This is a genomic window from Myxococcus llanfairpwllgwyngyllgogerychwyrndrobwllllantysiliogogogochensis (genome assembly GCF_006636215.1).
Classification (GTDB): Bacteria; Myxococcota; Myxococcia; order Myxococcales; family Myxococcaceae; genus Myxococcus; species Myxococcus llanfairpwllgwyngyllgogerychwyrndrobwllllantysiliogogogochensis.
Map to the genome: position 1 here is coordinate 1 of NZ_VIFM01000037.1, position 20,596 is coordinate 20,596.

20 protein-coding genes are annotated in these 20,596 nt (G+C 69.5%); 11 read left to right on the forward strand and 9 right to left on the reverse strand.

Annotated features, from left to right (window positions below; all coding sequences use genetic code 11):
• Positions 1-229: 229 nt before the first annotated feature.
• On the reverse strand, positions 230-1,342 hold the full coding sequence (locus tag FJV41_RS11935) for a Kelch repeat-containing protein (protein ID WP_181790579.1): 1,113 nt from the start codon (positions 1,340-1,342) through the stop codon (positions 230-232).
• A 207-nt stretch (positions 1,343-1,549) separates the two neighbouring features.
• On the opposite strand from FJV41_RS11935, the gene FJV41_RS11940 reads away from it, so the two are divergent.
• Together FJV41_RS11940 and FJV41_RS11945 are read left to right on the forward strand one after the other, a co-directional pair.
• Complete coding sequence (locus FJV41_RS11940; RefSeq protein WP_141642582.1) at positions 1,550-2,458, forward strand: LysR family transcriptional regulator; 909 nt, start codon at positions 1,550-1,552, stop codon at positions 2,456-2,458.
• Between the two features lie 377 nt (positions 2,459-2,835).
• Positions 2,836-3,291, forward strand: a complete 456-nt coding sequence (locus tag FJV41_RS11945) for a DoxX family protein (RefSeq protein WP_141642583.1) — start codon at positions 2,836-2,838, stop codon at positions 3,289-3,291.
• On the opposite strand, the gene FJV41_RS11950 is transcribed toward FJV41_RS11945, so the two are convergent.
• Both FJV41_RS11950 and FJV41_RS11955 read right to left on the reverse strand, forming a co-directional pair.
• Positions 3,258-4,598: a nicotinate phosphoribosyltransferase gene (locus FJV41_RS11950; protein ID WP_141642584.1), complete on the reverse strand. Its 1,341-nt coding sequence runs from the start codon at positions 4,596-4,598 to the stop codon at positions 3,258-3,260. The genes FJV41_RS11945 and FJV41_RS11950 overlap by 34 nt on opposite strands.
• Positions 4,599-4,638: 40 nt before the next feature.
• Positions 4,639-5,091 (reverse strand): thioredoxin family protein, encoded by a 453-nt coding sequence (locus FJV41_RS11955; RefSeq protein WP_141642585.1) that lies wholly within the window; start codon positions 5,089-5,091, stop codon positions 4,639-4,641.
• 257 nt (positions 5,092-5,348) lie between these two features.
• Between FJV41_RS11955 and FJV41_RS11960 the strand changes: the two genes are divergently transcribed.
• From FJV41_RS11960 to FJV41_RS11980, 5 genes are all read left to right on the forward strand, one after another.
• The gene (locus FJV41_RS11960; RefSeq protein ID WP_141642586.1) at positions 5,349-6,362 is read left to right on the forward strand and encodes a 2-hydroxyacid dehydrogenase; all 1,014 of its coding nucleotides are present in this window, start codon (positions 5,349-5,351) and stop codon (positions 6,360-6,362) included.
• A gap of 104 nt (positions 6,363-6,466) precedes the next feature.
• Positions 6,467-7,756, forward strand: coding sequence for a universal stress protein (locus FJV41_RS11965; protein WP_141642587.1), 1,290 nt, complete (start codon positions 6,467-6,469; stop codon positions 7,754-7,756).
• A gap of 174 nt (positions 7,757-7,930) precedes the next feature.
• Positions 7,931-8,500: an imm11 family protein gene (locus FJV41_RS11970; protein WP_141642588.1), complete on the forward strand. Its 570-nt coding sequence runs from the start codon at positions 7,931-7,933 to the stop codon at positions 8,498-8,500.
• A 193-nt stretch (positions 8,501-8,693) separates the two neighbouring features.
• Positions 8,694-9,278 (forward strand): superoxide dismutase, encoded by a 585-nt coding sequence (locus FJV41_RS11975; protein WP_141642589.1) that lies wholly within the window; start codon positions 8,694-8,696, stop codon positions 9,276-9,278.
• A 101-nt stretch (positions 9,279-9,379) separates the two neighbouring features.
• Positions 9,380-9,661 (forward strand): hypothetical protein, encoded by a 282-nt coding sequence (locus FJV41_RS11980; RefSeq protein WP_141642590.1) that lies wholly within the window; start codon positions 9,380-9,382, stop codon positions 9,659-9,661.
• 18 nt (positions 9,662-9,679) lie between these two features.
• Here the strand turns inward: FJV41_RS11980 and FJV41_RS11985 are convergent, their stop codons facing one another.
• From FJV41_RS11985 to FJV41_RS12000, 4 genes are all read right to left on the reverse strand, one after another.
• The gene (locus tag FJV41_RS11985; protein ID WP_141642591.1) at positions 9,680-10,336 is read right to left on the reverse strand and encodes a hypothetical protein; all 657 of its coding nucleotides are present in this window, start codon (positions 10,334-10,336) and stop codon (positions 9,680-9,682) included.
• Positions 10,337-10,465: 129 nt separating this feature from the next.
• Entirely contained in the window at positions 10,466-11,521 is a 1,056-nt protein-coding gene (locus tag FJV41_RS11990; RefSeq protein ID WP_141642592.1) for an SMP-30/gluconolactonase/LRE family protein, read from the reverse strand.
• Between the two features lie 54 nt (positions 11,522-11,575).
• Entirely contained in the window at positions 11,576-12,373 is a 798-nt protein-coding gene (locus tag FJV41_RS11995; protein WP_141642593.1) for an alpha/beta hydrolase, read from the reverse strand.
• A 117-nt stretch (positions 12,374-12,490) separates the two neighbouring features.
• The gene (locus tag FJV41_RS12000) at positions 12,491-15,529 is read right to left on the reverse strand and encodes a sensor histidine kinase (protein WP_141642594.1); all 3,039 of its coding nucleotides are present in this window, start codon (positions 15,527-15,529) and stop codon (positions 12,491-12,493) included.
• Positions 15,530-15,990: 461 nt separating this feature from the next.
• On the opposite strand from FJV41_RS12000, the gene FJV41_RS12005 reads away from it, so the two are divergent.
• The gene (locus tag FJV41_RS12005; protein ID WP_141642595.1) at positions 15,991-16,590 is read left to right on the forward strand and encodes a hypothetical protein; all 600 of its coding nucleotides are present in this window, start codon (positions 15,991-15,993) and stop codon (positions 16,588-16,590) included.
• Positions 16,591-16,656: 66 nt separating this feature from the next.
• Here the strand turns inward: FJV41_RS12005 and FJV41_RS12010 are convergent, their stop codons facing one another.
• Both FJV41_RS12010 and FJV41_RS12015 read right to left on the reverse strand, forming a co-directional pair.
• Positions 16,657-17,046 (reverse strand): hypothetical protein, encoded by a 390-nt coding sequence (locus FJV41_RS12010; RefSeq protein ID WP_141642596.1) that lies wholly within the window; start codon positions 17,044-17,046, stop codon positions 16,657-16,659.
• A gap of 97 nt (positions 17,047-17,143) precedes the next feature.
• Positions 17,144-18,139: a hypothetical protein gene (locus FJV41_RS12015; protein ID WP_141642597.1), complete on the reverse strand. Its 996-nt coding sequence runs from the start codon at positions 18,137-18,139 to the stop codon at positions 17,144-17,146.
• Positions 18,140-18,430: 291 nt separating this feature from the next.
• On the opposite strand from FJV41_RS12015, the gene FJV41_RS12020 reads away from it, so the two are divergent.
• From FJV41_RS12020 to FJV41_RS12030, 3 genes are all read left to right on the forward strand, one after another.
• Positions 18,431-19,315, forward strand: coding sequence for a LysR family transcriptional regulator (locus FJV41_RS12020; RefSeq protein WP_141642598.1), 885 nt, complete (start codon positions 18,431-18,433; stop codon positions 19,313-19,315).
• Positions 19,316-19,423: 108 nt separating this feature from the next.
• Positions 19,424-20,059 (forward strand): CHRD domain-containing protein, encoded by a 636-nt coding sequence (locus FJV41_RS12025; RefSeq protein ID WP_141642599.1) that lies wholly within the window; start codon positions 19,424-19,426, stop codon positions 20,057-20,059.
• Between the two features lie 33 nt (positions 20,060-20,092).
• The gene (locus FJV41_RS12030; protein ID WP_217439505.1) at positions 20,093-20,566 is read left to right on the forward strand and encodes a ribosomal maturation YjgA family protein; all 474 of its coding nucleotides are present in this window, start codon (positions 20,093-20,095) and stop codon (positions 20,564-20,566) included.
• The last annotated feature ends 30 nt before the right edge of the window (positions 20,567-20,596 follow it).

A 20,596-nucleotide genomic window follows, 5' to 3' on the forward strand; every position in this document is an offset into this window, starting at 1 on the left:
GCCCTGCGTAGCACAGCCCACCCTGGCGCCGCCTGCCTCGACTCGGGAGGTGGGCGGGCCGGGAAGCGTGAGTCGCGCGCGATTCGGTGAACAGCCCCAGGCTCCGCCTGTCTCGGCTTGGGAGGCGGGCGGGCCGGGAAGCATGAGTCGCGCGCGATTCGGTGAACAGTCCCAGGCTCCGCCTGTCTCGACTTGGGAGACAGGCGGGCCTGAAAGCATGGACCGCGAGCTACTCGGTGAACAGCTCGCCGGACGAGTACAGCTCCGGCTCCTCCTGGCTGGAGCCTCCCACGACGAGCACCTTGCCGTTGGTCAACAGCGTGGCCGTATGTCCCTGCGTGGGCGTGTCATTGCCCACGACGGACAACTGCCATGTGGCCGGGTTGAACAGCTCCGTGGTGCCGCCAATCTGGTTGCGCGTCCCGCGCGCGACGAGCACCTTGCCCGACGGAAGCAGCGTCATCGAGTGGTTCCGCCGCCGCTCCTCGGTGGCGTACGAGACGTACTCCCACTCGTTGTCCTCCGGCCAGAACAGCCACGCGCCGCTCGCGTACTGCCCCGTCTCCTGTCCCGTGGCCAGCACCGCGCCCTGATTCAACAGGAGCGCCGCGTGCCCATAGAAAGCCGGCGGGTCCGACACGCGGCTCCATGCACCCGTGCTCATGTCGTACACCTCCGCCGCGCCAGTGACGCCGTCGTCATTGATGACCAGCACGTCGCCCGAAGGCAGCAGCGTGGCGCTGACCTTCCCCGCGACGACCGACGTGGAGCCCGTCGCCGTCCACGTCCCCGTCGCCGGGTCGTACAGCTCCGCGCTCTTCAGCGCCGCCGGCCCGAAGCCGCCGAACACCAGCACCTTGCCCGACGCCAGCAGCACCGCCTGATGGGCCCTGCGCGCCGTGCCCAGGCTGCCCGTGGCGCTCCACGTGTTCGCGGTGGGGTTGTACAGCTCCGCGCTCGCCAACGTTCCCGCGCCCAGTCCACCGACGACGAGCACCTGGCCCGACGCCAGCAACGTCGCCGTGTGGTGTGCTCGCGTCTGGCTCATCGCAGCCGCCGCGCTCCACGTGTTGGTGGCCGTGTCATACGTCTCGGTCGACGCCGACACAGTGCCCCAGCCATTGCCGCCCGTGACGAGCACCTTGCCCGACGGCAGTCGCGTCGCCGTGTGAAACGCGCGAATCTGACTCATCGACGCCGCTTGAGACCAGGGTGAAACCAATGCCGTGCGCGTCTCGGCGCGCGGCGCTTCCGCGAACGCCGTGGAGGCTCCGGCCACCGTCGCCAGTGCTCCACACAGTCCCAGGCTGATCCACGTCTTCGCTGTGGTTACTCGTGTCATCCGTTCCTCGTGGTGATGGGGTGAGGTCCGCATTGTGACGAGAGGGGCCGACGCTCTGCCCGACCTTCCTCGTCAACATCGCGTGACGACGCGACTTAACAGCCACTGGATTGCACTGGAAATACAGTCTCTGGTCCCAGTCCTGGGACTGCGTGCTCCTTCTCTCCCCGCTGGTCCTACACGGGCCCCCATGGCAGCCTGCGGCGGGTGACGGAGCCTCTGTTTGATGACCTGCTGGGCCTCGCGTGCTTCGCGCGCGTGGTGGAGCACCGCTCGTTCACCCGGGCGGCGGCCGTGCTCGGTGTGTCGAAGTCCGTGGTGAGCGCGCGCGTCTCACGGCTGGAGTCCCGGGTGGGGCAGCGGTTGCTCATCCGCACCACCCGCAAGCTCTCCGTCACCGACGCGGGCCTGGGTGTGTACGCCCATTGCGCGCGACTGCTCCAGGAGGCGAGTGCCGCCACGCGCGGGGCCTCGGACGCGGGCCGAGGCACGCTGCGCATCAATGCGCCCATCAGCTTCGCGCAGATGTACCTCGCTGGCCCGCTGGCCCGTTTCCTCGCCGCGCATCCGGGCACGTCGGTGGAGGTCATGCTGAGCGACAGGCTCGTCGACCTTGTCGAGGACCGGGTGGATGTCGCCCTGCGAATCACTCGGTTGCGCGACTCCAGTCTCGTGGCGCGGAAGCTCGCCACCACCGCGCTGTGCGTCTGCGCTTCACCTGCCTACCTGAAGCGCCGGGGCACCCCCGAGCATCCCGAGGACCTGCTGCGCCACGACTGTCTGCGCTACCTGCACCTGCGCGCGGAGGTCGAGTGGCGCTTCTACGGCCCCAAGGGACGCATCCCCGTGCCCGTCCCCGTGTCGGGCCCGCTGTCCGCCGCCAACGGGACGCTGCTGCGCGAGGCCGTGGCTCACGGCATCGGTCTCGCCGTGCTGCCTCGCTTCATGGTGGACGAGGACCTGCGCTCCGGCCGGCTCGTCACCGTCCTGGACCGCTTCGCTCCCAGGCCCGTCGGCATCCACGCAGTCCACGCGGCGGGCCGCTCCCCGCCACCGCTCGTCCGGGCCCTGCTCGACGTGCTGGCCTCCGAGTTCCGCTCCGCTCGTTGGGACTGAACTCGACGCGCGCGTGGCCCTCGACACGGTAGCCTCTGAGTTCCGCTCTGCTCGGTTGGAGTGAACTCGACCCGCGCGTGGACCTCGACGCGCTGGCCTCCGAGTTCCGCTCCGCCCGCCGGGCCTGGGCTCGACCCGCGCGCGGACCTCGACGCGCTGGCCTCCGAGTCCCGCTCCGCCCGCAAGGATTGAGCGCGACCCGCGCGTGGACCTCGACGCGCTGGCCTCCGAGTTCCGCTCCGCTCGTTGAATCGGAACTCGCCTCCGCGCGGATTGTCCTGCCACCAGAACAATTCGTTCGCGAGGCTGACCTTCCGCCGCGCCCGCGAGGCGCGCATTTCATGCGGCGTACCTCCACCACTCCAGGAGCCGCCTTCATGCGTCGCAGCGATTCGCTTCCTTCCTCTTCCGAACTGGCCGCCACCGTGCTCCGTGTAGCACTGGGCGCCGTCTTCCTCGCGCACGCGGGAGCCAAGGCGTTCATCTTCACGCTCGACGGCACCGCCCGCTTCTTCGAGGCCCATGGCTTCCCTGGCTGGACGGCCGGGCCCGTGTTCGCGGCGGAGCTGCTCGGCGGCCTCGCGTTGCTCGCGGGGTTTCGCGTCCGATGGGTGGCGCTCGCGCTGCTCCCGGTGATGCTCGGCGCGCTCAAGTCTCACCTCTCCCTGGGTTGGATGTTCACCAACGAGGGCGGAGGCTGGGAGTACGTCGCGTTCCTCATCCTGTCACTCATCGCCCAGGCCCTGCTGGGCAATGGTGCGTTCGCGGTGGACGGCCTCCTGTCGCGCAAGAGCGCCGCTCAGGGCTCGGCCGCCCAGACCTCGACTTCGTGAGCCCGTGCCCTCGCGAGCCCGTCGCCGATGACGACGGAGTAGGGCGGTCTCGCGGGCTCCAGGGCGCGTACCTCGGCGGGGAGTCGGGCCAGCTCCCGCCGCGCGTGCTGGCGGACCTCCTCCAGCGACGGTGTGGCTCCGGGCAGGCGCTGCCCCGCTCGCATCACCGGACGCAGCAGGGGATGTCCACGCGCGACGTCTCCGCGCCGCACGAGCAGGTCCCTTCTCGCCACGCCGTCCTCCTCCTGGCGATACACCTGCTTCGCCCCGGGCAGCAGCACCTTGCCCGCGGACAGCTTCACGCGGCCCTTGCCCGCGTACTCCACCAGCTTGTAGGCCATGTCCAATGAGGGCGCGTCCGCGGACACCCCCATCGCCGTGCCCACGCCAAACCCATCCAGCGGCGCACCCCGCGCGAGCAGTCCCGCCACAGCGTCCTCATCCAGCCCACCACTTCCAATCAGCCGCACGCGCTCCAGACCCGCTTCATCCAACAGCTCGCGCGCCGCCAGCGACAACGCCAGCAGGTCGCCCGAGTCCAGGCGCAACGCCCGCACGCGGAAGTCCTCGCCCAGCTCCCTCGCCAGTCGAATCGCGTGCTGCACGCCGCGCAGCGTGTCGTAGGTGTCCACCAACAGGGTCGCGTCGGGATAGACGCGGGTGAAGGCTCGGAAGGCCTCCAGCTCGTCCTCATGCGATTGCACGTAGCTGTGCGCCATCGTGCCCGACAGCGGAATCCCATACCGCTTTCCCGCGAGCACGTTGGACGTGGAGTCCACACCCGCCAGGTACGTCGCGCGAGCGACCTTCATCCCCGCATCCGTTCCGTGGATGCGCCGCAGCCCGAACTCCATCACCGGGCGTCCCGCCGCCGCCGTCACCACGCGCGACGCCTTGGAGGCCGCGAGCGTCTGGAGGTGCACCTGGTTGAGCAGGTACGTCTCCACCAACTGGGCCTCCGGCAGCGGCGCGCGCACTTCCAGCAACGGCTCCTGGCCGAAGACCGGAGTGCCTTCAGGCATCGCGTCCACATCGCCACTGAAACGGAAGCGCTCCAGCCACCCGAGCAGCCGGTCCGAGAAGCGCCCCTGTGACGCCAACCACTCCAGGTCCTCCGCGCGGAAGCGCAGGTGCTCCAACGTGTCGAGCACGTCCTCCAGGCCCGCCGCCAGCAGGTAGTTGCGCCTCGCCGGAAGCCCACGCACGAAGAGGCTGAAGACCGCCTCGTCCCACTGGCCCTCGGCGAGATACGCCTCCGTCATCGTGAGCTGGTAGAGGTCCGTCAGCAGCGCGGCCTCGGGCTCCATGGCTGGTCTCCTCCTTCCGCGAGCGCGCTGTGCGCGGGACTCAGGCCGTGGCCCCCGTGCCCGGCGGGCCCACCGTGGCGCTCGATACCCACCGCTCCATCTCCGGCCTGGGCAACACGCCACTGCGCCGCGCCACCTCGCGCCCACCGGAGAAGACGATGAAGGTCGGGATGCCTTGCACGCCGAGGGCGCTCGCGGGACGCGGGTGCTGCTCCGTGTTCAGCTTGAGCACCAGCAGCTGTCCCGCCTTCGCGCGGCCCACCTCATCCAGGATGGGGCCCGCCACGCGACAGGGCGCGCACCACGGCGCCCACAGGTCCAGGAGGATGGGCACGGGAGAGCCGAGCACGGCGCGGTCCAGGCCCTCGCCATCCACCTCCTGCGGCGCGCCCGACAGGTCCAGCGCTCGGTGGCAGCGGCCACACTCCGGTGCCCCTGAAGGACGGGGCTCTCGTACGCGATTGAACGCACCACAGGCTGCACAACGGAACATGACGCCTCCTCGGAGCCTCTCGTTCGAAAAGGTAGGCCGTGTCGGCTCCGGACGCGGCTCGCGCGACGTGCTTCTAACGGCGCACCCGCCCGGTCGCCAGCCCCTGGGGCATCCGTGGCTTTTGCGCCCACCCCAGGACGTGTGCAGCTTTTGCGCGGTCCCTCGCCTCGCTCACCCGAGGGCGTGCGTGGTGTGAGCGTTGCAATGGCAACCGACCGGACGCGGCGGGCACACGGCCTGTCGGCGGGAGAGCAGGCATGCGGCTGGCCGTCTTCGACACCCATCGCTATGACCGGAGCGCGTTGGAGGACGCCAACGCGGAGTTCGGCCATTCGCTGACGTTCCTGGAGCCTCGGCTGACGCTCCAGACGGCGCGCCTGGCGGAGGGCTTCCATGCGGTGTGCTCGTTCGTCAACGACCGCCTGGATGCGCCCACGCTGGAGGTGCTGCGAGCGGGCGGCGTGCGCCTCGTGGCCACGCGCTCCGCGGGCTACAACCACATCGACCTGGAAGCCGCGCGGCGGCTGGACGTGCGGGTGACTCGCGTGCCGGAGTACTCGCCGCACGCGGTGGCCGAACATGCCGTGACGCTGGTGCTCTCCCTCAACCGCCACATCCCCCGGGCCTTCGCGCGCGTGCGCGACTGGAACTTCTCGCTGGATGGGCTGGTGGGCTTCGACCTCGCGGGCAAGACGGTGGGCGTGGTGGGCACGGGCCGTATCGGCCGCGTGGCCGCGCGCATCTTCCGGGGCTTCGGCTGCGACATCGTCTGTTTCGACGCCGCGCCCGATGAGGAGTTCGCCCGGGACGTGGGCGCGCGCTACGTGTCGCTGGAGGAGCTGTACTCGGCCTCCGATGTCATCTCGCTCCACGTGCCGCTCACGCCGGGCACGCGGCACATGGTCGACGCGAAGGCGCTGACGCGGATGAAGCGCGGCGTGGTGCTCGTCAACACGGGCCGGGGCGCGCTCATCGACAGCCGAGCGCTCATCGACGCGCTCAAGTCCGGCCACATCGGCGCGGCGGGCCTGGACGTGTACGAGGAGGAGGAAGGCATCTTCTTCCAGGACCTCTCCGGCCAGGTGCTCCAGGACGACGTGCTGGCGCGCCTGCTTACCTTTCCCAATGTCCTCGTGACGTCGCACCAGGCCTTCCTCACGCGGGAGGCGCTGGTGAGCATTGCCCGCACCACGCTTTCGAGCGTCCGGGCCTTCGAGCATGGCGAGCCCCTGGTGCACGAGGTGCGCGTCGAGCAGGTGCGGCCCGCCTGAGGATGAAGGCGGAGCGCATGAGCAGGGCGGATGGGCATGACGCCCGTCCGACAGGGCTCCCAAGGGAGCCGCCGAGCCGTGTCCGACTCGGGGAGGAACCACGCATGTCCATCGTCTGCGCCACCAACTTCTCCGACGCCGCGCGCCGCGCCAGTGACCTCGCCGCCGAGCTGGCTCGGAAGGCGGACGTGCCGTTGTACCTGGTGCACGTGCTCAATCCCAACTCCGCGCGTGCCTTCGGCAAGGCGCTGCTCCAGGCGGCCGAGGCCGCGCTGGGAGATGAGGTCCGCCGACTGACGAAGTCAGGCGCCCGGGTGGAGCAGGAGCTGCGCACCGGCGAGGCGTCGGCGGAGGTGGCGGAGGTGGCTCGCCAGCGCGCGGCCACGCTGGTGGTGACGGCGCCCCCGACGCAGGAAGCGCCGTTCCTGGGCGTCGGCGGGACGGTGGACCGGCTGGCGCAGTCGCTGGAGGTGCCGCTGCTGGCGGTCCGCGACGCGGAGGTGATGGAGGCGTGGGTTCAGGGCAGGCGCGCCCTGCGCGTGGTGCTCGGCGTGGACCGCTCGATTCCCTTCGAGGCCGCGCGGGAGTGGGTGCGCGGGCTGCGTGCGTGGGGACCGGTGGAGGTGGTGGGCGCGCGCGTGGTGTGGCCGGATGAGGAGTACCGGCGCCTGGGGTTGTCGCGCCCGCTGGAGCTCGCGGAGATGACGCCGGAGCTGCGCGCGGTGCTGGACAGGGAGACCGAGGCGTTGATGGCGCCGCTGGCCTCGGGAGGCGCGCCGCCGCGCACCGTGCTGGAGCCCTCGCTGGGGCGCATCGCGGACCACCTGGTGGAGCTGGCCGAGCGGGAGCGCGCGGACCTGCTGGTGGTGGGGACACATCACCGGCGTGCGCTCGGGAAGATGTGGAGCGTGTCGCATCACGCGCTTCGGCTGGCGCGAATCTCCGTGGCGTGTGTGTCCTCGCGCGCGGTGCCGACGGGCGTGGACGCGCCGCTGCCCTCGTTCCGCGACGTGTTGGTGGCCACCGACTTCTCGGAGACGGGCAACCGCGCGGTGGCGCACGCCTTCGGCCTGGTGGCTCCGGGCGGCACGGTGCATCTGCTCCACGTCGCGGAGGCGGGACAGTCGGTGGAGACCGAGCGACGGCGACTGGAGGCGCTGGTGCCTCGCGAGGCCGAGGCCACGGGACGTCACGCGCGGGTGGAGGTCGTCACCGGGAGCAAGGACGTGGTGACGGCGCTGGCCCAGGCGGCGGAGCGGCTCTGCGTGGACGCGCTCGTGCTCGGGACGCATGGGCGCACGGGGCTGAAGCGCGCGGTGCTCGGCTCGGTGACGCAGGCCGTCCTCGCTCGCACCGAGCGGCCCGTGCTGCTGGTGCGTCCACCCACGGTGTGAGGGGCCGCGCGTGTGACAGCCTCAAACACATGTCACGATAGCGGCGCTGGAGGGCATGAAGGGCCCCGGTGTCATCACGAGCGCTTCACAGACGCGCCCGAGGAACCCAGACTCCGGCGACGCAGCTCCAGAAGCTTCTGACTCAAGGCGAATGAGGTCGTAGGGGTGTCCACGATGCCGACTCGATACTTCAGGCTCAACGAAGCCGTGCAGGCCGGTCATTGGTCCCTGGGAGCCCTGCTGGACGGACAGGGCCAGGAACTGGAGGACGTGACGGAGTTCACCGCGGGCCGGCCCGTCAGTGCCCCTGCCACCCTGAAGCTTCGTGTTCGAGAGCAGGGGCGTCGGCGCGACTTCAACGTGGTGGGCGCCGGCAGGACTCCCGTGGTCCACCTCAGGATGTCGAGTCTCTTCGCGGAGTATGCCCCCCAGGAAGTTCAGCTGCTGCCCGTGAACGTCAAGGGCGGCTCAGGTGAGTACCATGTCCTCGTGGCCACGAGGCTCATCCGGTGCATCGATGACAAGGCCTCGAAGGAGATACAGGTCTGGAAGCCAGAGGACGCGCGACCGGACAAGGCTGACCACTACCGCGGCGTCATCGGGATGCGGATTGACCCGATGAAGGTCGGAGGCTTCCAGGTGTTTCGCACCTGGGGTTGGTCCGAGGCGCTCATCGTCTCGGAGCACATCAAGTTGGTCCTGGAGCGCGCCAGGGTGACGGGAGCGGACTTCGAGGAAGTCTAAGGTGTCCAGTTCCGTAATGTGCCCGGGTCACCTGAAACAGCGCCGCCCCGGGTGCCCGCGCGGAGTGTTGACCCGTCGGTATCCCGGGCGTCCAGTGCTTTGGCGGGCCGCCAATGCATTGGAGTCGTGCCCCTTTCGCGGGTAGGAGGGTGATAGTTCTCCGCATCCCTTTACCCTGGAAAGGACCCGACTCATGGCCTTCACGCTGCCTGAACTTCCGTACCGCAAGGACGCGCTCGCCCCTCACATCAGCGAGGAGACGCTGGAGTACCACTACGGCAAGCACCACCAGGCGTACGTGACGAACCTGAACAAGCTGCTCGCCGGCAAGCCCGAGGAGAGCAAGTCCCTGGAGGAGGTCATCCTCTCCAGCGATGGCGGCGTGTTCAACAACGCGGCCCAGGTCTGGAACCACACGTTCTACTGGCACTGCATGAAGCCGAGCGGTGGAGGCCTGCCGACGGGTGACCTCGCCGCGGCCATCACCCGCGACTTCGGCTCCTTCGAGAAGTTCAAGGAGGAGTTCTCCCAGGCCGCCGCGACGCAGTTCGGCTCCGGCTGGGCGTGGCTGGTGCTGGACAAGGACAAGCTCGCCATCACCAAGACGGGCAACGCGGACCTGCCGATGAAGCACGGCCAGAAGGCGCTGCTCACCATCGACGTGTGGGAGCACGCGTACTACATCGACTTCCGCAACCAGCGGCCCAAGTACATCGAGACCTTCCTCACGCACCTGGTCAACTGGGACTTCGTCGCCCAGAACCTCAAGGCGCGCTGAAGGCCTCGGGGGACGACTTCCCAAGGGGCCCGTTCATTGGGTTGAATGGGCCCATGGTCCCCGTCCCCTCGCTTTCGTCGCATGCCCGTCGGCGCCGGGCCGTGAGGAAGAACCTGACCGTCGCCGTGCTCTCACTGCTGGTGGGAGCCGGAACGGCGGTCGCCTTGCTCCATCGCGAGGCCCAGGCCCACCAGTCCAGGGTGGAGGCCATGAAACTCGAGCCCCCGCGGACCGGCGCTGTCCTCCCGAAGATAATGTGCATCGGCCTCGAGGACCTGGGGCCGCCGCCAGAGCAGAGCCCCTATAACCAGCGCCGCTTCATCGAACTCACGACGAGCACCGTGAAGCGACTCTGGGGCGACCTCAAGAGCGTGGGCCCGTGAGCCGCGCTCCGGGCGCCGTCAGAAGGCGATGCCCGTCTGGATTTGCGGTGAGAAGCTGAAGCCCCCGTCGCCCGGTGCTCCGGTGACGAAGAAGGGCAGGTCCAGCTCCACGAACCACTTCAGGTGCTCGGTGATGGGGAAGCCCTTGATGATGATGGGCACCACGCCCATGTTGAACGGCACGCCCGCGCCCACCTGCATGGCGAGCCGCAGGCCGCCCTTGAACTGCCCGAAGTCGTAGATGACGCCCGGGTCCAGCACGATGCTGGTGCTGACGCTCGCGGGCCTGCCGCCATCCTCGAACCGCCAGCGACTGTAGGCGATGAACTCGAAGTCGAGCGCCCAGCGCTCGTTCAGGTGCAGGGTGATGCCCGGCGCCAGACCCAGGTCGAAGAAGTCCCCGAAGATGACGGAGGTGTCCTCGTCGGTGACGCTCAGGAAGGGAATCACCGCGGCGACGTGCCCGCCCACGCGAGGCCCCATCATCGCCGCCGCACCCGAGCCACCGGTGCCAGCCGCCTCCCCCTTCTTCTTCTTGTCGTGCTTCTCCTTGTGGTGATGGCCCAGGGCCAGGTCGCCCGCGTCCGCCTCCGCGCTCCCAGGAGCGAACGCCGCGAGCGCCGCGAAGAGCCCACCCACTCCGACCTTCCCCTTCCAACTCAGCCCACCGCCCATGTCGCCGTTCTCCCCCGGGCGAAAGCCTCCGCCCCCTGTCCTGGCAGCCAGGAGGGTGGGGAGGCTCTCAAGTCAGGACAAGCCGGCTGGGACTCGGGGGTGATGGCTCGTTGGATTCTGACGCGCGGCTCAGGGCAGCTCGCAGTCGAGGAAGTCCTTCTCGAACACGGGGCCCAGGAGCATCCGCTTGCCGAAGACAGCGGCGGTGGCCGTTCCGGACGTCTGGGTTCCATTGTCCAGGAACACCTCCGAGGCCTTCAGGTCCGCGCCCTTGCCCGTCAGGCGCAGCACCTGCGCGGGTGACCGGGTCTTTCCCGTCGGGTCGCCCGCATGGGAGGCGAAGTCGAGCAGCTTGGGATGGGAGGCAATCCAGAGGTTGCCCTCGGCATCCAGCTCGATGTTGTCCGGGCCGGAGTCCAGGTCGAGCGTCTTGAGCAGCGTCAGCGCGCCCGTCTTCGGGTCGCGCGCGTAGCTGCTCAGCGAGCGGCCCACGGACTGCGCCACGTACACCGTGCTCCCGTCCAGGGAGCGGTTGATGCCGTTGGCGTACTTCGTGCCCTGGATGACCTCCTGGAAGCGCTGGCCGTCGAAGTAGAGGACGTTGCCCTGGGCGAGCTGGAGGTAGTCCTCCACCCGCTGCTTCATGCCCGGCGGGTTGCCGTGGTCGTTCGTCACGTAGAAGCGCTGGGCGTCCATGGCGACCACATCGTTGGGCGACACGAGCAGCGCGTCGCGAAACGTGGCCCGGTGGACCAGCAGGCCGTCCTCGCCGACCTCGAAGCGCTCGATGCGGTTGCCTTCGGCCTGGGTGTGGTTCACCACGAACAGCGTCTGCGCGCCGGACGGGTCCACGTGCAGGCTGATGCCGTGCGGATGGAAGTCGGGGGAGAAGCCGCCCGTCAGCAGCACCGGGGGCGCGGTGCCCGAAAGCTCGTAGCGGTAGATGCCGCCCGTCACGGGGCTTCCCGCCATCGTCGCGCGCCGGTCGTCCGAGGAGACGTAGGCGTAGCCCAGGCTCGGATGGAACGTGATGTCCTCCGCGCCCGGCATGCCCGACACGGGCTTGCACTTTCCGGGGGCGTGGGGAGAGAGGCTCTTGAACTGCCCGGCGTCCGAGAACGTCTTGAGGACGAGTCCGCCAACCGCCACGAACAGCACACCCGCGATGATGAGGAGCTTCTTCATGGTGCCTCGCCGGGAAGAAATAGACGCGGCGAGGCTAGCAGGGCGCGTGTGGCGTCACACCGTGGGATTCAGGGCCCAGGAGAGCGCGTGGTCGGCGACCTCCTCCCAGCCCTCCTGGCCGCAGATGTAGTGCGAGCGGCCGGGGAACTCCTTGTAGGCCACGACTCCGCTGTTGTAGTGCCGCGCGTTCGACTTGTTGAGCGACGCCGGCATGATGTTGTCCTCGCTCCCCGCGATGAACAGCAGCGGCGCGCGGTCCTCCTTGTCGAAGTCCACCTTCGTCGCCGCATGCGGGTTGAAGTTGGCCAGCGCTCCGTCGAACAGGAAGCGGCCCGGCGCGGGGACGTGGTAGCGCTCGTAGACGGCCTGGGACTGCGCCTCCGTGAGCGTGTTGGTGAAGGCGTAGCGGAACTGCTCGTGGGTGAAGGGCACCGCGCGGTGACGGTTGGCGGGATTGGCGAGGATGGGGAAGGTGGCCCTGAGCGTGGTGAACGGCAGCCTCAGCACGCCCTTCACCTGCACGGAGTCGATGGCCACGCCCGCGGCCCCGAGCCCCCGGTCCAACAGGATTTGCACCATGGCGCCACCGAACGAGTGGCCGATGAGGATGGGCGGACGCGGAAGCCCCCGGATGACCGTCTCCAGGTGGTGGGCCGTCTCTTCAATCGTGAGCTTCTCGATGGGTGACGGGTCCTCGCGCAGCGCCTCGACCTCCACTTCCAGGCCTGGATAGGCGGGCGCGAGCACCTTGTAGCCCCGCGCCTTGTAGCGCTCCACCCAGTGCTCCCAGCTCCGGGGCGTCATCCAGAGGCCGTGAATCAAGACAATCGTATCGGGGGACGTCGTGCTCATCGCGCTCTCGAGTCAGGAGGAGGGAAGCTCGCTTCCACTGTGCTCCCGCGCCACCTCGCGCACCTCCCCTGATGGAGGGAGGCCGCGCTCACCGGGCCTTCGCGACGAGGCAGGTCCTCAGCGCAGGCCGCCCACGAGCCGCCGCAGCCGCTGCCAGGTGCCTTTCGGGAAGTCCTGATACGCCGTCGCCGCGGGGACGCGCAGCTCGACCTCCGTCCCCGCGTTCTCCCGGCCCCGGATGTCCAACCGCGCGCCCAGCTTCACGGCCCGCTCGCGCATGCCCGACAGGCCCCAGTGTCCGGGCTTGCCGCCCGCCTGGAGGAAGGCCTCCTCGACTCCGCGCCCGTCGTCGCGCACGCGCAGGCGCAGCTGGGCGAAGTCATACGTCAACACCACCTCGATGCGCCGGGCGCCGGCGTGCTGGAACGCGTTCGCCAGGGCTTCGCGACCGATGCGGAAGACCTCGTCACGCACCACGGGGTCCAACGCGACGGGCGTGCCTTCCACCACCACGTGGAGCGCGGAGCGCCGCTCGTGCCCCCATTCCTCTCCCAACTGGGTGAAGGCCGTGGACAGCTCCCCTGCGTCCACCGTCGTGGCGCGCAGGTCCATCACCCTGTCGCGCCCCTCGACGAGCACCTGGTCGGCGCGCTCCAGGGACTTCTCCATGGCCACGCGAGCCGGGTGTCCCATGGGCACCATCTCCGCCGCCGCCTGGAAGCGCAGCACCAGCCCGTGGATGCCCTGCAACAGCGTGTCGTGCAGCTCGCGCGCGATGCGCTCCCGCTCCAGATGGCGCTCCTCCAGCAGTCGTCGCAGGCGGGCCCGCACCTGCCGGAGCCGCAGCAGGTACAAGAGCCACAGCCCCACCGCGACGGCGGCGCCACACACCGCGCGGAACCACCACGTCTGGAAGAAGGCGGGCGGGAGGACGAACTCGAGCGTCGCCCCCGTCTCGTTCCAGACGCCGTCGTTGTTCGTGGCGAGCACCTGGAAGCGGTAGCGCCCCGGGGGCAGGTGCGAATAGTACGCCTCGCGCCGGCCGCCCACGTCCTGCCACGCCGTGTCCACGCCTTCCAGCCGGTAGCGGAACCGCACGCGCTCGGGGATGGAGAGGCTCAGCGCCGTGTAGTCGATTTCGATGTTCGTCGCCTGCTCATGCAGGCTGAGCGCGCCAGGGCCCGGGGTGAGCCACTGTCCGTCCACGCGCACCGCATGGATGGCCACGGGCGGCGGCAACGGATTGCGGAAGATGCGCGTCGGGTCTATCCACACCACGCCGTTGCTGGTGGCGAACCACAGTCGTCCATCCGTTCCGCGCACCGCCGTGGGCAGCGGGCGCAGCAGGGTGGGCCGCGCCGGAAGGCCGTCCAGGAAGTCGAAGCGCTCGCACCGCGCCGCACGGCCGGGCTCGGCGACGACGCGCGCCAGTTCGTCCGCGCGCAGGTGCAGGATGCCGGGAATCGCGTGGACCCACAGGCCTCCGTCTGGCAGCTCGACGATGGCGGAGACGCCGCGCAGGGGCTCCTCGTCCTCCACGTCGAGCGTGTGGAAGCGCTGCCCGTCGAAGTGCGCCAGTCCGAACTGCCCACCCACCCACAGCCGCTGGCCCGCGCTCAGCGAGGTGACGATGCCCAGCTCCAGGCCGTCCGCGCGGCCAAAGCGACGGACGTCCGTCCCCTCGACGCGGAGGAGCTCCTGCGTCTGCCCCAGCCAGACACGGCCCTGGGGGTCGGTGGCCGCGGCCATGATGCGCTCCCGGGCCCTCAGCTCCGTGCGCGCCTCCAGCGACGTCCAGGTCCCATCCCGCAACTGGTACAGGCCCCCTCCGACGAGCGCGGCCCAGAGCGTGCCTTGCGCGTCCTTCGTCATCGCGTGGATGTACGCGGGAGGAGGTGCCGGGAGGTCCGCGACGCGCAGGGGCTTGTCGTCCTGGATGCGCCAGAGGCCGTTCTCCGCGGCCAGCCACACCTGGCCATCCCGGTCCCTGTGGGTGGCGAGGATGGGGGCGCCGATGTCGAAGGTGTCCACCGTCCTGTCGCGCAGCCGCATCAGCGGCCGGTTGGTGGTGCCCGCCCAAAGGGCGCCGTCGTTTCCCGCCGCGATGGCGAAGTCATGCGAGCCGCGAGGGAACTCGGCCAGCACCAGGGTGCTGTGACGGAAGCGGTCCAGCCCGCCGCTGGTGCCCACCCAGAGGTTGCCCTCCCGGTCCTCGATGATGGGCCACGTGTAGTCGGAGCTGAGGCCGTCCCTCTCGGTGAAGGGCTCTCCGGCCTCGTCGAGCCGGGTGATGCGCCGCTCACCCCACTGCTCGGGATGCGCGATGCGGCGCACGCCGTCACCGAGCGACGTGGCCCACAGGCTCCCCTCGCGGTCGAACAGCACGCCCGCGGACTGGACCTCCAGCCTCCCCGCGCCAGGGTAGGGCTTGCCGCCCGGCAGTCCGACGGGGCGCACCGCGCCGGTGGGCTCGGCGACCCAGAGCGTGCCGTCGGGTGCCTGGGACATCAGGCTCACCCACTTCACGGTGATGCCCGTGTCGCGGAACGCGCGGCCGTGTTTCTCCAGGTGGTAGACCTTGTCGGCGAGCGCGAGCCAGAGCGCGCCGTCCCGGTCGACGAACATCGCGCGGCCCAGGTGCTCCGCCGCGGGCAGGCCCCAGGGCTCGGCGATGCGCTCCCACTGACTCCCGTTCAGGCGGTACACGCCGCGAAGGCTGGTGGAGGCCCAGAGCGCTCCCTGGGCATCGGTGGCGAACGAAATCACCTGGGACAAGGGCAGGCCCTGGGCTTCGCCATGCCGGGTGACCTGGCCTTCCCTCAGGCGCGCCACGGTGCCATGGATGAAGCCAATCCACAGCGCGCCGTCGGGGGCGACATAGAGCGTCTGGATGCTGCTGAAGGGCTGGCCATCGGGCGGCTCGAAGCGCCGGAAGTGGACGCCGTCGAAGCTGTACAGCGCCGCCGCGGAGGCCATCCACAGGAAGCCGTCCGGCGTCTGCGCCAGGGCGGAGACCTGTCCCGGCGCGCCGTCCTTCACCGTCCAGCGCGAGTGGTAGAACTGCCCGATGCGGCGCTCGCGCCCGTTCACCTGCGCGACGGCGACCGTGCCAAGCAAGAGCACGAGCAGGGCCAGCATGCCCCCGGCGGCGCGCATCCCCGTGCTCCCGCGATGTGTGGACAGCCCTGGCATCGTCGCGCGCATCGCTACTTCGGCGGAGTGGACGTCTTCAAGCGTCCGCGCCCGTTCGACGAAGTTCTTCCAGCAGGAGCGGGGGCCATGGCGATTCCCGACAGGGGAGTGCCGGGATGCTAGCACCCGCGCACCAGCGGCGAGCAGCGCCGCCGGGTATGGCCCGGCCGCTCCCGGGGAGGGCTCAGGGGGCCAGCGTCTGGCCGCCCATCACGGTGTCTCCCGTCCGCGAGATTGCCAACCCGGTACCGGTGCCGCCACCGAACATCGAATTGAAGCGTCCCACGGGCGCGAATCTGTCCGGTGAAAACGCCAGTTAAATACCTTAGTAATAATGTTGCAAATGCGGATGGAGGATGGGCGGCTTGCCATGCGCGGGCGGGGGCTGTTAGGCAGACGCCTCCTGTGCTCGTGGGGGTCGTCGCATGTCAGCCTGTTCCGTATCCGGGTTCCGTATCGTGGTTGCCCTCGCGGCGCTGCTGTTCGTCAGTGGTTGCACCGTGTATGTCAAACGCGGAGCCCCTCGTCCCAACATCGACCTCGCGGAGCAGCAGGCGACCCTGGGGCTGGTGCTGGAGTCGGCGGTGCGGGACCACTTCGTCGTCTCCAATGAGGCGGCTAACAAGCTGGACGTGGACCAGTGGCGCGGCACGCTCGAGGATGGCTTTCGCGTCGGGTTCGGCTCGGCCTTCCGGCTGGATGCCACGCCGGCGGACTTGAAGCTCCAGGTGCTCGAGGCGGAGCTGAGTTTCGCCGTCACGGACGCCAGCGTGGCGGCCGTCCAGGCGCAGATTCGTTACAAGGCGCGGCTGGTGGACGCCCAGGGCCAGGTGCTCAAGCGTTCGAGCGGGACGGTGATGTCCAAGCGCTCGGCGGGGTTACACCGCGCGGCCACGGTCCTGGCGGCGAACGCGGTGGAGTCCCTGTACGAGCAGATCAGCGCCGACTTCTTCACCGAGCAGGACAAGGGCGGCAGCGACAAGAAGGCCAGCGACGGCGCTTCGGCCACGGACGCGGCGTACTGAGCCGCCATCCGACGCTGGAAGGCACCGCGCGGCTCGACGAGCGCCGCCGCCGCGCGGGCCTTCGGACTACAGCGTGAAGAGCGAGAGCACGAAGGTGTTCGTGCTCGGCACGTGGAGCACCGTCCCGTTCTGCAGCGGGGGCCGGTAGAAGGCGGAGGCGTCGTAGGCCCGGGCGCGCTCCAGGGACTTGCGCGTGGTGGCCGACAGCCAGCCCCCGTCGTTCAGCGTGGGCGGGGCGAGCTCCGTGGGCGTCAGCGTGGCCAGGAGCGCCTGGGCATCCGCCTCCGAGTACTCCAGCACGGCAATCACTTCCCAGTCGGTGGGGCCCATGCCCACCTTGCCTCGGATGGCCTTGCGCCATTGGACGGACACGGGGCGCCGGGGAAGGTTCACCACCTGCTCGAGTGAAGCGAGGTCGGTGCCCGTCTTGGCGGGTGAGGTCGCAACTTGGCTCATGGGGACGCTCGTGGGTGGGGAGTCCGAGTCCTTGCAGCCCGAGGCGGCACACGCCAGGACCAGGACTCCCCCGAGGATATGTCGGAACGTCGTGGGTTCAGCGGCCGGTCTCGATGGGAGTCGACGTGGCATTCTCGATGTCGCCCTGTCCCCAGGTCACCTTGCGCTGCACGGTGCCTGTCTGGGTGTACTGGTGCGCCAGTCCGGTCTGCTCGAAGCGCCCGTTGTCCGAGTCCGGGATGCCGGTGGCGATGTCCTTCTGATTGGGATTGAAGTTATACCGGTCCTCGGCGTGGACCGTCATGTCCATGGAGAACGAGGGCTTGTCACCCGGCTTGGCCGGCGGCGTGACGGTGACGGTGGCGCTGTTCCAGATGCTGTGCCCGCCGATGGCCTTCTGCCAGTTCTCCGACTGGGGATACGGGAACTTGCCGTCGTTGCCACCCACGCCGATGGGGCCGCCGGTGAGCTGGAACGTCACGGGCTTGCCAGCCAGGGAGGGGTCCTTGGCGACCATGGCCGCGTATTGGGCCTCGGCGGCCTTCTGGGTGTCCTGGGTGGCGCTCTTCAGGACCTGCTTGCCGGACTCATCCTGGGTGACGAAGCGCTCGTAGTTGAACGTCCGGTCCTTCCCGTTGCCGTGCAGGAAGTGGTCATAGGCGGCGGTGCCGTCCCGAAGGTCCGGCCGGAAGGTCTTCGCGGCCTCCAGCTTCAGCTCCCACTTCGCCTTGGCGGCGTAGTCGGAGAAGGACGGGTCCTTCGTGGCGATGGGCTTGGTGTCCTTCGGGTCCGCGGGGTTCTGCAGGAAGCCATTGTCGTGGTGGATGGGCGGGCGCGTGGCCGGACCCACCTGGTACTTCGCGGAGGTGGTGCCGTTGGTGGGCACCACCGGGTTGGTTCCGCCCGCGGGAGGCGAGCCGGCCAGGAGCTCCACGGGCTTGCTCTTGGCCGCGGCGTCCGCCGTCTCGAACTCGTCCTTGGGTGCGTTGACCTGGGCCTTCTTGTCCACGACGGGCTTCGGCGTGGGCTTCTCCTCGGGAGGCGGGAGGTAGACCTTCTTCGGGGTGCTTCCGGAGATGGGAGGAGTGCCCATGTGACGAGACCTCGACGGAGTCCATCCCGCGCGCGTGGCGTTGGCTTGTGAAGGCCCGGAATGGAAGGGGTGTGAGAACTGCGCTTGTCTGGGTTATCGGCCCACATCGGTTCCAGGTTGCGTGGCTTCAGCGGTATGTCGTGGATGTCATTGCGGGGCTGCCCCGGAGGGTGGTGGGAGTGTCCTCCAGGCATCACTCCCCGCCTTGCGGTCCTGGAGGGGCCCGAGGATGCTCGTCCCCGGGAGGCGTCATGGTGGGGGCCGGCGAGCCCGCACCGGCGGGGCGAGAGCATGGACCTGGAAGAGTTGCGTGCCTTTGTCGGTGTCGCGGAGACGGGTTCGTTCCTGGCCGCGGCGGACTCCCTCGCGGTGTCGCGGACGACCTTGCGGCGGCGCGTGGAGGCGCTGGAGGCGCGCGCCGGGGTGCCGCTGCTGAAGAGCACCCGGACGGGCATCGTCCTGACGGAGGCGGGGGAGATGCTCGCCCGTCGTGGCCGGCTGATGATGCAGGAGACGAGCGCGCTGGTGGCCTCGCTGCGCGAGGTGGGCCAGGCGCCCTCCGGCGTTCTGCGGGTGGTGTTGCCGGTGGGCTTGCCGCCGCACCTGCTCGCGCCCCTCTTCGCGCTGCTGCGGGCCACGTATCCGCTGCTGCGCGTGCATGCGAGCTTCAGTGATGATCCGCTGGCGGAGCCGCTCGACAACGTGGACCTGGCGGCGCACTTCGGAGAGGAGCTGCCCCGGGGGCCCTGGATGTCCCAGGTGGTGTTGCGGGTGCGCGAGGGGCTCCTGGCCAGCGAGGACTACCTGCGTCGGCGCGGTATCCCCGGCACGGTGGAGGACCTGGAGGGTCATGAGCTGTTGTCCTGGCAGGCGCCGGGCGACGACGCGTGCCTGTGGCCCCAGCTCCGAGGGCCTTCGTTCCAGGTGGAGCCCGCCCTCGTCTCGTCGGACATCCACTTCATCCGGGTGTGTTGTCTGGCCGGGCAGGGCATTGGCCTGATTCCCAGCGTGGCGTTCGCGGACCCGGGCGAAGGGGAGGGCACGCTGGTGCCCGTGCTCGCGGACGTGGTGGGCCGCGAGCGGCCCCTGCGCCTCAGTGTCCCGGAGGCGCTCTGCGAGATTCCCAAAATCAAGCAGGTGCTCTCACACATCCGTCGCTTCCTCGAACCCCTGTGAGGTGAGGCTCGTGGGGCGAATCCGGCCATCGGGTGTCCATCTTCGGCCATCCCCGGCTTCGGACATCCACGCTACGGATGAAGGCGTCCTTTCGTGCCGGAGCCCGCCATGCGAACGCCACTGCTCTTCACCCTCGCCACCACCACGTTGCTGACGCTGTCCGCGCACGCGAAGGACCCGGCGCTCGGCGCGACGACCTTCACCGTCTACGAGGCCTTCCTCAGCCCCGCGCAGGAGCCCGGCGAGGAGTCCGAGACGCCGAAGCTCCTGGAGAAGAGCCTGGGAGCCACGGCGCCCTCGACGCCTCGCGAGGCTCGCAAGTCCCGAGGCCATGGCGTGCTGAAGTTCTCCAAGGACCTGACGCGCGCCTACGTCGAGTTCGAGATGAAGGGCGTCAACCCCGCCGACATCCTCATGTTCCACATCCACTGCGGTCCGCCCGGCGTGCTCGGGCCGGTGGTGGTGGACTTCGGGGAGCTGGGCAACCTGTCGAAGACGCTCGCGGAGGGACGCCTGACGGTGGAGCTCACCCACGCGAATGTCGTCTTCATCAAGGACATGAAGGGCATGAAGCCCGGGCTGCCGGAGAGCTGTCCCGCCGAGCTGGGCTTCCTGGCGCAGACGAAGACGCTGGCCAGCCTGGAGTCGCTCGCGCGCAAGGGCGTGCTCTACTTCAACCTGCACACCAAGGCGCATACCTACTACGGCGAGATGCGCGGGCAGCTCTATCCCGCCGAACCCTGAGGCGCGCGGCGCGGCTCGGGTAGTCTTGGACGGGTGACGTCCGCTCCGAGCCCTTCGCCTGTCCCGTCCTCCCCGTCGCGCACCCGCCTGCTCTCGCTGGGGCTGGCGGTGCTGGTGATTCCGCTGGGGCTGGCGTCGCGTAGGAAGTCGCTGCCGTGGCCCTCTTTCTTCGCCACCTATGCGGGCGACACGCTGTGGGCGCTCCTGGTGTTCCTGCTGCTGCGCTTCCTCGCCCCACGCCGCGCCGCGCTCACCGTGGCCGCCGTCGCGCTCGCGTTCTCCTTCGGCATCGAGTTCAGCCAGGGCTATCACGCGCCCTGGCTGGATGCCGCGCGCCGCACGCTGCCGGGGCGACTGGTGTTGGGGGCGGGGTTCCTCTGGAGCGACCTCGTCTGTTATTCGGTCGGCGTGCTGCTGGGCGTGGGGCTCGACGTGGCGCTGCTGACCCGCAGGGCGCCGGAGAAAGCCGCACCTTCCGTCGATATGGGCAGACCTTCATCGCGTTGATGTCAGGGCCGGGGCCGACATCATGGATGG